Source organism: Streptomyces globisporus, assembly GCF_003501885.1.
In the GTDB taxonomy this organism is placed as follows: domain Bacteria; phylum Actinomycetota; class Actinomycetes; order Streptomycetales; family Streptomycetaceae; genus Streptomyces; species Streptomyces globisporus_D.
In genome coordinates this window covers 1-11,417 of sequence record NZ_QWFA01000198.1, presented here as the reverse complement: position 1 = coordinate 11,417, position 11,417 = coordinate 1, and the positions used below count along the sequence as shown (strand labels likewise).

The 11,417-nt window shown below is 71.4% G+C and carries 12 protein-coding genes; 8 read left to right on the top strand and 4 right to left on the bottom strand.

Going from position 1 to position 11,417, the window contains the following annotated elements:
* Positions 1-189: 189 nt before the first annotated feature.
* The 3 genes from D3105_RS28100 (at position 190) to D3105_RS28090 (ending at position 4,177) form a co-directional block, all read left to right on the top strand.
* Positions 190-849 carry a response regulator transcription factor gene (locus tag D3105_RS28100; RefSeq protein WP_010060860.1) on the top strand — a complete coding sequence of 220 codons (660 nt, stop codon included), beginning with the start codon at positions 190-192 and terminating at the stop codon, positions 847-849.
* Positions 850-1,146: 297 nt separating this feature from the next.
* Positions 1,147-3,111, top strand: coding sequence for a 2-oxoacid:acceptor oxidoreductase subunit alpha (locus D3105_RS28095; protein ID WP_118905780.1), 1,965 nt, complete (start codon positions 1,147-1,149; stop codon positions 3,109-3,111).
* Complete coding sequence (locus tag D3105_RS28090) at positions 3,104-4,177, top strand: 2-oxoacid:ferredoxin oxidoreductase subunit beta (RefSeq protein ID WP_118905779.1); 1,074 nt, start codon at positions 3,104-3,106, stop codon at positions 4,175-4,177. Before D3105_RS28095 ends, D3105_RS28090 begins: the two co-directional genes overlap by 8 nt.
* A 48-nt stretch (positions 4,178-4,225) precedes the next feature.
* Here the strand turns inward: D3105_RS28090 and D3105_RS28085 are convergent, their stop codons facing one another.
* A complete protein-coding gene (locus tag D3105_RS28085) occupies positions 4,226-4,603 on the bottom strand; it encodes a winged helix-turn-helix transcriptional regulator (RefSeq protein WP_118905778.1) in 378 nt (125 codons plus the stop codon).
* Between the two features lie 104 nt (positions 4,604-4,707).
* Between D3105_RS28085 and D3105_RS28080 the strand changes: the two genes are divergently transcribed.
* From D3105_RS28080 to D3105_RS28065, 4 genes are all read left to right on the top strand, one after another.
* Positions 4,708-5,568 carry an SDR family oxidoreductase gene (locus D3105_RS28080; protein ID WP_118905777.1) on the top strand — a complete coding sequence of 287 codons (861 nt, stop codon included), beginning with the start codon at positions 4,708-4,710 and terminating at the stop codon, positions 5,566-5,568.
* Between the two features lie 147 nt (positions 5,569-5,715).
* Positions 5,716-6,726: an EamA family transporter RarD gene (gene rarD / locus D3105_RS28075; protein ID WP_118905776.1), complete on the top strand. Its 1,011-nt coding sequence runs from the start codon at positions 5,716-5,718 to the stop codon at positions 6,724-6,726.
* 72 nt (positions 6,727-6,798) lie between these two features.
* A complete protein-coding gene (locus D3105_RS28070; RefSeq protein WP_118905781.1) occupies positions 6,799-8,445 on the top strand; it encodes an FAD-dependent monooxygenase in 1,647 nt (548 codons plus the stop codon).
* 19 nt (positions 8,446-8,464) lie between these two features.
* A complete protein-coding gene (locus D3105_RS28065) occupies positions 8,465-9,007 on the top strand; it encodes a hypothetical protein (protein WP_118905775.1) in 543 nt (180 codons plus the stop codon).
* 11 nt (positions 9,008-9,018) lie between these two features.
* Here D3105_RS28065 and D3105_RS28060 read toward each other — a convergent pair whose 3' ends face one another.
* Together D3105_RS28060 and D3105_RS28055 are read right to left on the bottom strand one after the other, a co-directional pair.
* Positions 9,019-9,408, bottom strand: coding sequence for an SRPBCC family protein (locus D3105_RS28060; RefSeq protein ID WP_118905774.1), 390 nt, complete (start codon positions 9,406-9,408; stop codon positions 9,019-9,021).
* 30 nt (positions 9,409-9,438) lie between these two features.
* Positions 9,439-10,086 (bottom strand): CGNR zinc finger domain-containing protein, encoded by a 648-nt coding sequence (locus D3105_RS28055; RefSeq protein ID WP_118905773.1) that lies wholly within the window; start codon positions 10,084-10,086, stop codon positions 9,439-9,441.
* 22 nt (positions 10,087-10,108) lie between these two features.
* On the opposite strand from D3105_RS28055, the gene D3105_RS28050 reads away from it, so the two are divergent.
* On the top strand, positions 10,109-10,576 hold the full coding sequence (locus tag D3105_RS28050; protein ID WP_118905772.1) for a VOC family protein: 468 nt from the start codon (positions 10,109-10,111) through the stop codon (positions 10,574-10,576).
* A 27-nt stretch (positions 10,577-10,603) separates the two neighbouring features.
* Here the strand turns inward: D3105_RS28050 and D3105_RS28045 are convergent, their stop codons facing one another.
* Positions 10,604-11,188 (bottom strand): TetR/AcrR family transcriptional regulator, encoded by a 585-nt coding sequence (locus D3105_RS28045; RefSeq protein WP_118905771.1) that lies wholly within the window; start codon positions 11,186-11,188, stop codon positions 10,604-10,606.
* Positions 11,189-11,417: the final 229 nt, after the last annotated feature.

Genomic DNA, 11,417 nt, shown 5'->3' with positions numbered 1-11,417 from the left:
CCCCCGCTCTCCCCCTCACTGGTCCGCGTGGGTTATCCACAGGACCCCCATCCGAGTCCGGGTCCTGGGATGCTGGGACGGTCGGGGCGCGGCGCGCGGTGGATCGGGCGTGGGGCGTGTGGGGTCGCGGGGAACGCGGCATATTCGAAAAGTGGGGGACTCGCAGTCGTGGAGAACGTGGAGAACAGGGTGCGCGTGGTCATCGCCGAGGATTCGGTCCTGCTCCGGGAGGGGCTCACCCGGCTGCTCACCGATCTCGGGCACGACGTGGTCGCGGGGGTCGGGGACGCGGAGGCGCTGCTCAAGACCGTGGCGGAGCTCGACGCCGAGCAGGCGCTTCCCGATGTGGTGGTCGCCGACGTGCGGATGCCGCCGACGCACACCGACGAGGGAGTGCGCGCGGCGGTGCGGCTGCGTAAGGACTACCCGGGCATCGGGGTGCTGGTCCTCTCCCAGTACGTGGAGGAGCAGTACGCCACGGAGCTGCTGGCGGGCAGCAGCCGGGGGGTGGGATATCTGCTGAAGGACAGGGTGGCCGAGGTCCGCGAGTTCGTGGACGCGGTCGTCCGGGTGGCGCAGGGCGGGACGGCGCTGGACCCGGAAGTGGTGGCGCAGCTGCTGGGCCGCAGCCGCAAGCAGGACGTGCTGGCCGGGCTGACCCCGCGTGAGCGGGAGGTCCTCGGTCTGATGGCCGAGGGCCGGACGAACTCCGCCATCGCCCGGCAGCTCGTGGTGAGCGACGGGGCGGTCGAGAAGCACGTCAGCAACATCTTCCTGAAGCTGGGGCTCTCGCCCAGCGACGGCGACCACCGGCGCGTCCTCGCCGTGCTGACCTATCTGAATTCCTAGATATCTGACACTCTGTCAGATATCTCAGATATTGAGCATCCAAAGAAGCACCCGGAGGCGCCCCGGGAAGGGGCGGAGAGGACGAGGGCCTAGGGCCAAAGGCCCAGGGGGCGGGCATCTCCAGTCCATGATCGGGGTTCGGCATAACGTGACAAGCCTTACTAAAAGGGTGTCTCAAAACAGCGTCCACCATATGATCGGTCCCTGGAGGGCAACCTACGCAGACGTAGGGTGGCCTCTGGGATCCGCCGGCCGCCGGACGGTTCCGAACCGCCGCCCCAAGGGAGGTCCAGTTCAGTGACGAGCCAGGTCAGTAGCGCGGCAGAGAAGGCCGATGAGGCCAACGACGCCGTCCTCGGGGGCCAGCGAGCCCCTCTGTCAGGTACGACGGGAACCACGGGCGGCGACGGGAAGGAAGTCCGCCGCCTGGACCGGGTGATCATCCGATTCGCGGGCGACTCGGGTGACGGTATGCAGCTCACGGGTGACCGGTTCACCTCGGAGACCGCTTCCTTCGGCAACGATCTCTCCACCCTGCCGAACTTCCCGGCGGAGATCCGCGCCCCCGCAGGCACGCTCCCGGGGGTCTCTTCCTTTCAGCTCCACTTTGCCGATCATGACATTCTGACTCCGGGCGACGCCCCCAACGTCCTGGTCGCGATGAATCCCGCCGCGTTGAAGGCGAACATCGACGACGTACCGCGCGGCGCGGAAATCATTGTGAACACCGACGAGTTCACGAAGCGGCCGATGGCGAAAGTGGGATATGCGACCAGTCCGCTGGAGGACGGTTCGCTGGAGGCCTACAACGTCCACCCGGTGCCGCTGACGACGCTGACGCTGGAGGCGCTGAAGGAGTTCGGGCTCCCCCGCAAGGAGGCCGAGCGGTCCAAGAACATGTTCGCGCTCGGGCTGCTGTCGTGGATGTACCACCGGCCGACCGAGGGGACGGAGGCGTTCCTGCGGGCCAAGTTCGCGAAGAAACCGGAGATCGCCGAGGCGAATGTGGCGGCCTTCCGGGCCGGGTGGAATTTCGGCGAGACGACCGAGGACTTCGCGGTCTCCTACGAGGTCGCCCCGGCGTCGCAGGCCTTCCCCACCGGCACCTACCGCAACATCTCGGGGAACCTCGCCCTGTCCTACGGTCTGATCGCCGCCGGGCAGCTGGCGGACCTGCCGCTCTACCTGGGCTCGTACCCGATCACCCCGGCCTCGGACATCCTGCACGAGCTCTCCCGGCACAAGAACTTCGGTGTGCGGACCTTCCAGGCCGAGGACGAGATCGCCGGGATCGGGGCGGCGCTGGGTGCCGCGTTCGGCGGGGCGCTGGGCGTCACGACGACGTCCGGCCCCGGTGTGGCGCTGAAGTCGGAGACGATCGGGCTCGCGGTCTCCCTGGAGCTGCCGCTGCTGATCATCGACATCCAGCGCGGCGGTCCGTCGACCGGGCTGCCGACCAAGACCGAGCAGGCCGACCTGCTCCAGGCGATGTACGGGAGGAACGGTGAGGCCCCGGTTCCGATCGTGGCCCCGCAGACCCCGGCGGACTGCTTCGACGCCGCGATCGACGCGGCCCGGATCGCCCTGACGTACCGGACGCCGGTCTTCCTGCTCTCCGACGGTTATCTGGCCAACGGCTCCGAGCCCTGGCGCATCCCGGAGACGGACTCGCTGCCCGACCTCAAGACGCCCTTTGCCACCGGGCCGAACCACACTCTGGCCGACGGCACCGAGGTCTTCTGGCCCTACAAGCGCGACCCCCAGACCCTGGCCCGCCCCTGGGCGGTTCCCGGGACGGCCGGCCTGGAGCACCGCATCGGCGGGATCGAGAAGCAGGACGGCACCGGCAACATCTCCTACGACCCGGCCAACCACGACTTCATGGTCCGCACGCGCCAGGCCAAGGTGGACGGCATCGAGGTTCCCGACCTGGAGGTCGACGACCCGGCCGGGGCTGCGACGCTGGTGCTCGGCTGGGGGTCGACGTACGGGCCGATCACCGCCGCCGTCCGACGGCTCCGCGCGGCCGGACAGCCCATCGCCCAGGCCCACCTGCGCCATCTCAACCCCTTCCCGAAGAATCTCGGCGAGGTACTGAAGCGCTACGACAAGGTCGTCGTGCCGGAGATGAACCTCGGCCAGCTCTCGATGCTGCTGCGGGCGAAGTATCTGGTCGACGCCCACAGCTACAACCAGGTCAACGGAATGCCGTTCAAGGCCGAGCAGCTCGCCACGGCCCTCAAGGAGGCCATCGATGCCTGACACCGACGAACTGCGGCACAACGAACTGCTGCAGCTGGTGCCGAAGGCCGAGGCGAAGCAGTCCATGAAGGACTTCAAGTCGGACCAGGAAGTGCGCTGGTGCCCCGGCTGCGGCGACTACGCGGTCCTCGCCGCCGTCCAGGGCTTCATGCCGGAGCTGGGGCTGGCGAAGGAGAACATCACCTTCGTCTCCGGCATCGGCTGCTCCTCCCGCTTCCCGTACTACATGAACACGTACGGGATGCACTCCATCCACGGCCGGGCCCCGTCCATCGCGACCGGGCTCGCCACCTCCCGCCGGGATCTGTCGGTGTGGGTGGTCACCGGTGACGGCGACGCGCTCTCCATCGGCGGCAACCACCTCATCCACGCCCTGCGCCGCAACGTCAACCTCAAGATCCTGCTGTTCAACAACCGGATCTACGGGCTGACCAAGGGCCAGTACAGCCCCACCTCCGAGGTCGGCAAGATCACCAAGTCGACGCCGATGGGGTCGCTCGACGCCCCCTTCAACCCGGTGTCGCTGGCCATCGGCGCGGAGGCGACGTTCGTGGCGCGGACGGTCGACTCCGACCGCAAGCACCTCACCAGCGTGCTGCGCGCGGCAGCCGAGCACTCGGGCACAGCACTGGTGGAGATCTACCAGAACTGCAACATCTTCAACGACGGCGCTTTCGAGGTCCTGAAGGACAAGGAGCAGGCGGCCGAGGCCGTCATCCGCCTCGAACACGGGCAGCCGATCCTCTTCGGCTCGCAGGAGCCGAAGGGTGTCGTCCGCGATCCGGCCACCGGAGATCTCCAGGTCGTGGCCGTCACGGAGGAGAACCGCTCGCAGGTCCTCGTCCACGACGCCCACGCGGAATCGCCCACGACGGCGTTCGCTCTGTCCCGGCTCGCCGACGCGGACACCCTCCACCACACCCCGATCGGGGTGCTGCGCAGTGTGCAGCGGCCCGTCTACGACACCCTGATGTCGGACCAGCTGGACGCCGCCGTCGAGCGGGACGGCAAGGGCGACCTCGGCTCGCTCCTCGCGGGCAACGACACCTGGACGGTCATCGGCTGAGCCGAAGCGAGTTCCGTACCCACCTCACCGGGGCCCGGGTCCGATCCCTCAGGATCGGGCCCGGGCCTCGTCGTATGCCTCGCGTGCCGCCTGCACAGCGTCCACCTGGCGTTCGATCCAGCGGCCGAGCTCCGACACCTGCTCGGCGGCCCCGATGCCGAGCGGGGTGAGCGAGTAGTCCACCCTCGGCGGGATCACCGGCTTCGCGTCCCGGTGGACGAAACCGTCGCGCTCCAGCGTCTGGAGGGTCTGGGCCAGCATCTTCTCGCTGACGCCGCCCACCTCGCGGCGCAGTTCGCTGAAGCGGTACGAGCGCTCCAGCAACGCCACCAGAACGAGCACGCCCCAGCGGCTCGTCACATGCTCCAGGATCAGCCGGGACGGGCACATGGGCTGCTTGATGTCCGCGATCGCACTCACTGCCATACCAGTACCTTACTTCAAAGTGGGTACTTTCCCAGGGTTAGCGCTTCCCCTAGGGTGGTGCCAGAAACGCGGAAACGCACCAGCTGATCGCAATCGGAGCCCCCATGAGCATCGTTGTCACCGGAGCCACTGGCGCCCTCGGCCGCCTCGTCGTCGACGCCCTGCTGGCCACGGTCCCGGCCGCCGAGGTCGTCGCCCTCGTGCGCGACAAGGAGAAGGCGGCCACGCTGGCCGCCCGGGGCGTGGAGCTGCGCATCGCGGACTACAGCGCACCCGAGACCCTCGCCGGAGCCTTCGGGTCCGGCGACCGGGTGCTGCTGATCTCCGGCAGCGAGGTGGGCCGACGGGTGGCGCAGCACGCCGCGGTGATCGACGCGGCCAAGGCGGCGGGTGTCGCCCAGCTCGCGTACACCGGCATCCTCGGCGGACCGGACGCGGACTTCGCCCTGGCCGACGAGCACAAGGCGACCGAGCAGCTGATCCTCGACTCCGGGCTGCCGTACACCTTCCTGCGCAACGGCTGGTACACGGAGAACTACACCGCCAACCTGGCCCCGGTCCTGGAGCACCGCGCGGTCGTCGCCAACGCGGGCGAGGGCCGTATCGCCTCCGCCCCCCGGGCCGACTTCGCCGCCGCCGCGGCCGCCGTGCTGACCGGTGAGGGCCACCTGAACACCGCGTACGAGCTGAGCGGCGACACCGCCTGGTCGCTCGCGGAGTACGCCGCGGTGATCTCCGAGCTGACCGGGGGGACGATCGCGTACAACAACGTCCCGGCCGCCGCGCACCAGGAGATCCTGGTCGGCGCGGGGCTGCCCGAGGACTTCGCGGCGATCCTCGTCGACGTGGACGAAGCGATCGAGCGCGGCCGCCTCGCGGGCACGAGCGGCGACCTCGCCCGGCTCATCGGCCGCCCGACGACGCCCCTCGCCGAGACCGTGCGCGCCGCCCTGGGCGCCGCCTGAGCCACGACGCACCCCTCACGAACTCACCCACGCAGCACTGTCATGAGCGTTTCCGTGAGACGGCTATGACACGGAGCCCTTCCGGCGCTACCGTCGTGCCGTCGGCCGGACAGGACCGACACGGGCGGGCCGGCTGGGAGGGCACACGTGGAGGGCAAGAACGAGCAGCGGGCGGGCCTGCTGTACGGAGTCGGCGCGTACGGGATGTGGGGCCTGGTCCCCCTGTTCTGGCCGCTGCTCGAACCGTCCGGGGCGATCGAGATCCTCGCCCACCGGATGGTCTGGTCTCTGGGCGTCGTCGCCGTCGCCCTGCTGGCCGTCCGCCGCTGGGCCTGGATCGGCGAGCTGGTCCGCGACCGGCGCAAGCTGGGACTGATATCGGTGGCGGCGGCGACGATCTCCGTCAACTGGGGCCTGTACATCTGGGCCGTGAACAACGGGCACGTCGTCGAGGCCTCGCTCGGCTACTTCATCAACCCGCTGGTCACCATCGCCCTGGGCGTCCTGATGCTGGGCGAACGGCTTCGGCCCGCCCAGTGGGCCGCGGTGGCCATCAGCGTGGCCGCCGTCCTTGTTCTGGCGATCGGGTACGGCAAGCCGCCCTGGGTCTCGCTGGTACTGGCGTTCTCCTTCGCCACGTACGGCCTGGTGAAGAAGAAGGTGAACATGGGCGGCCTGGAGTCCCTGGCCGCCGAGACCGCCGTGCTCTTCGTGCCCGCGCTCGGCTTCCTGCTCTGGCTGGCCGCCACCGGCGGATCGACGTTCACGGCCGGGGGCGCGGGGCACGGGTTCCTGCTCGCCGCGACGGGCATCGTCACCGCCCTCCCACTGATCTGCTTCGGCGCGGCGGCGATCCGGGTGCCGCTGTCCACGCTGGGGCTCCTCCAGTACCTGGCACCGGTCTTCCAGTTCGGTCTGGGCGTCCTCTACTTCCACGAGGCGATGCCGCCCGAGCGGTGGGCCGGGTTCGCCCTCGTCTGGCTCGCCCTGTCCCTGCTGACCTGGGACGCCCTGCGTACCGCGCGGCGCAACCGGGCGCTGGCGGCGGAGCTGCTGGCGACGGCGGCTGCCGCCCCGGCCGCCGCGACCCCGGACCTCACGCCGACACCGGGCCCCACGTCGACACCCCCGGACGCCACCCAGCAAAAGATTACCTAGTTGCTTTTCTTACTCGGTTACGTTTCTCTGGTCGCGGACGACCGGAAGCGTGACCGAGGGAGAGGCATGGGCATGACCGACGTACTCATCGTGGGAGCGGGACCCACCGGGCTGGTGCTGGCCTGCGATCTGGCCCGGCGCGGGACCGCCGTACGGATCGTGGACCGGTCCCCCGCACCGCCGCGCACCTCGCGCGCCAAGGGTCCCAACGCCCGGTCCCTGGAGATCCTGGACGGCCTCGGGGTGGCCGAGGAGGTGCTCGCCGCCGGTTCGGCCCCACTCCCGATGGTGAAGTACCGCGACCGCCTCCCGGTCGCGGAGACCGATCCGTGGGCGGACTCCGCGCCGTCCCCGGACGCCCCCTACGACCGGGGCCGGCTGATCGCCCAGTGGCGGCTGGAGGAGATCCTCCGCGACCGGCTGGCCGGGTACGGCGTCCGCGTCGAGCTGGGCCGCGAGGTCACGGGGCTGGCGGAGGGGCCCGGCGGGCGGCACGTGGACGTGATGTTCGCGGAGGGCCGGACGGAACGCGCGCGGTACGTCGTCGGGTGCGACGGCGCCCACAGCTCCGTACGGAAGCTGCTCGGGATCGGGTTCGAGGGGACCACCGCCGAGGACCAGGTGATGGTCTGCGGCGATGTCGACCTGGCTGATGGCGCCCTGGACCGTACCCGCTGGCACCAGTGGTTCGACGAGGACGGCGCGGTCATGCTCTGCCCGATCCCCGGTACGCGGACGGGCTGGTGGTTCCAGGCGGGGCCGGAGCGGGACGGGCGGGGCCGGCCGCTCGCGCCCACCGCCGACGGGTTCCGGCGGCTGCTCGCCCGCCACACCGCGCTGGCCGGCCGGGCCCTGACGCGGGCCGAGCTGCTGTCGACGTACCGGGTCAACGTGCGGATGGCGGACCGCTTCCGCGCCGGGCGGGTCTTCCTCGCGGGCGACGCGGCGCACGTCCACGCCGTCGCGGGCGGCCTCGGCATGAACACCGGCATCCAGGACGCGTTCAACCTGGGCTGGAAGTTGGGTCTGGTGCTCGCCGGTCACGCGGGGGCGAAGCTGCTGGACACGTACGAGGAGGAGCGGCTTCCGGTGGCGGCCCGGACCCTGGACCTCACCTCGGAGCGGCTGCGGGCCACGCTGGAGGCGATCCGCCGGCCCGGTGGCGGCCTGGACGCGGCGATCACCCCGGACACGACGGGCCTGGGCGTCGGCTACCGCTGGAGCTCCCTGGCCCGAGGCCACGCCGACACCGTCCGGCAGATCGGGGACGGCTTGCCGGACGCGCCGCAGGCCGGGGACCGGGCACCCGACGCCCCGTGTGTGAACGCCCTCACCGGGGCCCGCACCCGGCTCCACCGCGTCTTCGCGGGTCCCCACACCACCGTCCTCGGCTTCGGCCCCGGCAGCGCGGCGGTCCTGCGCGAGGTGGCGGCCTCGTACGGCGACGCCGGGGTGCGGACCTGCCGCGTGTACGCGGCGCATGAGGACCGGGCGGCGTCCAGCCCGGGAACGGCGGTCGTCGACGACGAGGGCCACGCGGCCGCCGCGTACGGGACGGGAGCCTCCGACGGCAGGGGCACGGGCACCCTCGTCGTCGTCCGCCCCGACCACCACCTGGGCCTGTCCGCCCCGGCGGACGACGCCCGCTCCGGACACGCCTGTCTGCGCAGGCTCCATGGATCGGAACGGTTCTCCGGCATTGGTGGACGCCGCCCGTAAAGGCTGATTGAGTGCCCGGATGGGGACTGTCCTGGGGGCCATGAGGAACGTGCGGTGGCACGAGCTGCAGCATGCGTACGGCTCCGCGTCCCAGGTTCCCGGGGTGCTGTCGCGGATCGCCTGGGGCGACGCGCCGACCTCGGACGAGGCGCTGAACGATCTGGAGCGGTGGATCGGCACCCCGCCCGTCTTCGACTCGACGGCGGCGACGGTGCCGTTCCTCTGGGAGCTGGCGGCGACGGACACGGTCCGGGACCGGGCGGGCGTACTGGACCTGCTCGCCACGATCCTCGCCGCCGGAAACCCCGAGCACCCCGCGTGGACCCGCGCCGCGCACGAGGCGGTGGCGGAGGGGCGCGGCACGGCCGTCCGGCTGGCCGCAGCGGTGCCGGACGGGCGCGAGGCACGCCGTACACACCGCACATCCGGATCGCCCGCCACACCCGAACCCGGGGGCCCGTCCTCCGCGCAGGCCCTGCGCACGGCGGCGACGCGGCTGCTGGCCGCGATCGACGGGCACACGTGCCCCGCCTGCCCCGCCCCTTCCCCGGACGCGGCCTAGCCGGGAGGACCTCAGGTCAGCTCGGCCTCGATCCCGTCCATCACGTTCCTCCAGTGCGTACGCCGCTCCTCGCGCTCCTCGGCGCTCGCCAGGCGCTCCTGGTGGAAGCGCAGCACGGTCCGGTCCTCGGAGCTGCCGGGGGTCACGGCCACCTGGACGGTGGAGGTCCCGTGGGTGAGGCGGACCCGGTCGCCGGGGCGGTAGCTGCGGATCTCGCCCTCGACACCGTCCGCCGTACGGTACGGGGCCCCCTTCTCGGTGGGCAGCGGGCCGTCGAGGCCGAGCCAGAGCGCGGCGCCCTCCGGGCCGGCGACGAAGTCCCACACTGCGGTCAGCGGTCGGTGGATGGTCCGGGAGACGCCGATCTCCCATCCTGCGTCCTGCGTGAGTCCGGTCGGCATGACGGATACCCCTTCGTCTGTCGGTTCTGGTCAGTCGGTGGCTTCTCCGTCGGGGACGGTGAGCCGGGCGCGGTGGGCGCGGACCTTGTGCCGGTTGCCGCAGCGCTCCATCGAGCACCAGCGGCGCTTGCCGGGGCGGGAGGTGTCCACGAACAGCAGAGCGCAGTCGTGCGCGCCGCAGGTGCGGATCCGGTGGGCGTACGCCCCGGTGAACAGGTCGATCGCGTCGCGGGCGACGGTGGACAGCAGCTCGCTCCCGGTGCCGCCCGGCGTCCATGACCGCTCACCGCCCGCGGTCAGCCGGGACGCCAACGACGGCCGGGCCGCCGCGTCGTTGAGGGTGGCGAGGTCGTCCGGGGCCGGAGGCTCTTCCCGCACCCAGCTCTCCGTGATCCGCCAGAGCGCATCGCGCAGCGCCCGCGCGTCCCCCACCTCCGCCGCGCTCACGGCGAGCCCGCCGCCCCCACCGGAGCCGGCCCCGAGCCCACCCGGCAGCCGGCTCTCCTCCGCCCAGCGCATCAGGTCGGCCGGCTCGTGCAGCACCTCGAAGTACGACAGCGGGCCGGGTCCACCGGTCGGCAGCAGCTCCAGACACAGCGCGCCCGGATCGAACCGGAACGAACTGCCGTCCGGGTGCCGCAGCAACAGCCCCGGCGTGGTGGTTGCCTTTCCGCTCATGTAACCACTATAAACGGTTTCCATGACAGAGACACCCGCACAGCCACTGTCCTGGAAGCTCGTGATCGACAGCGCCGACCCGCACGCCCAGGCCGGCTTCTGGGCGGAGGCCCTGGGCTACGTCGTCGAGGACAACAGCCCGCTGGTCGAGCAGTTGCTCGCGGCCGGAGCCGTGCCCGAGGCCGTCACGACCCACGCCCACGGCCGCCGCGCCTGGCTCGACCTGGCGGCGGCCCGGCACCCGGACGACCCGTACGACGAGGTCAGCGGTTCGGGGCAGGGGCGGCGACTGCTGTTCCAGCGGGTACCGGAGCCGAAGACGGCGAAGAACCGCATCCACATCGACGTGCACTCCGCCCCGGGCCGGCGCGACGCGGAGGCGGAACGGCTGACGGCGCTGGGCGCGCGGGCGCTGCGCACGGTCGACGAGCAGGGCGGAAGCTGGATCGTCATGACGGACCCCGAGGGCAACGAGTTCTGCCTGAACTGAACCCGCCCCCGGGGCCCGGTCGCCGAACTACCGCCGCAGCCCGCGCAGCAGCAGGTCCACCAGCCGCCGCGGATCGTAACGCGGGTCGTCGTCCCGCCCCACGCACAGATTCCCGACCCCGCGCATCAGCTCATAGGGCTGGATGCCGGGCCGGACCTCCCCCGCACCGACCGCCGCGTCGAGCAACTGCCCGCAGACGGGGACCAGGCGGTCGAGGAAGTAGGCGTGCAGCGCCTCGAAGCCGCCGCTGTCCGAGCGCAGCGCGTCGGCGAGCCCGTGCTTCGTGACCAGGAAGTCGACGAAGAGGTCCACCCACCGCTCCAGCGCGGTGAACGGGGAATCCTCCTCGGCCAGCAGGGCCGGCCCCGCCTCGGCGCAGGCCTCGACCTGGTGGCGGTAGACGGCCACCACCAGGTCCGCCCGGGTCGGGAAGTGCCGGTAGATCGTGCCCATCCCGACCCCGGCGCGCTTGGCGATCTCGCGGATCGGCGCGTCGACCCCCGAGGTCACGAACACCTCCGCGGCGGCGGCGAGCAGCGTCTGCTGATTGCGCACCGCGTCGGCCCGCTTCGGTCGGGCGGGCACCCCTCCGGCTTCATCGGCGGCAGCCACCGCACACCCCTCTCCTCGCCCACCGCGCAGTGAGCCGTTGACAAAGCGGAACAGCGCTCCGTATCGTAAATGGAACAACGCTCCGCTTCACTTTAGCCGAAGCCGGACGCCTCCACTCCCCTGCCCCGCCCTCCTCCGATCCGCGGCAGGGGCCTGCCTCCCGGAAGGGCTTCCCCATGCGTACCGCCTCCCCCGTCCTCTCCGTCGCCCCCCTGGTACTGCCCACCCC

Bases quoted from the DNA above. Each gene is read 5' to 3' on its own strand.
- D3105_RS28090 (WP_118905779.1), top strand. From the start codon at position 3,104: ATGCCTGACACCGACGAACTGCGGCACAACGAACTGCTGCAGCTGGTG.
- D3105_RS28085 (WP_118905778.1), bottom strand. From the start codon at position 4,603: ATGGCAGTGAGTGCGATCGCGGACATCAAGCAGCCCATGTGCCCGTCC.
- D3105_RS28080 (WP_118905777.1), top strand. From the start codon at position 4,708: ATGAGCATCGTTGTCACCGGAGCCACTGGCGCCCTCGGCCGCCTCGTC.
- D3105_RS28070 (WP_118905781.1), top strand. From the start codon at position 6,799: ATGACCGACGTACTCATCGTGGGAGCGGGACCCACCGGGCTGGTGCTG.
- D3105_RS28065 (WP_118905775.1), top strand. From the start codon at position 8,465: ATGGGGACTGTCCTGGGGGCCATGAGGAACGTGCGGTGGCACGAGCTG.
- D3105_RS28060 (WP_118905774.1), bottom strand. From the start codon at position 9,408: ATGCCGACCGGACTCACGCAGGACGCAGGATGGGAGATCGGCGTCTCC.
- D3105_RS28055 (WP_118905773.1), bottom strand. From the start codon at position 10,086: ATGAGCGGAAAGGCAACCACCACGCCGGGGCTGTTGCTGCGGCACCCG.
- D3105_RS28050 (WP_118905772.1), top strand. From the start codon at position 10,109: ATGACAGAGACACCCGCACAGCCACTGTCCTGGAAGCTCGTGATCGAC.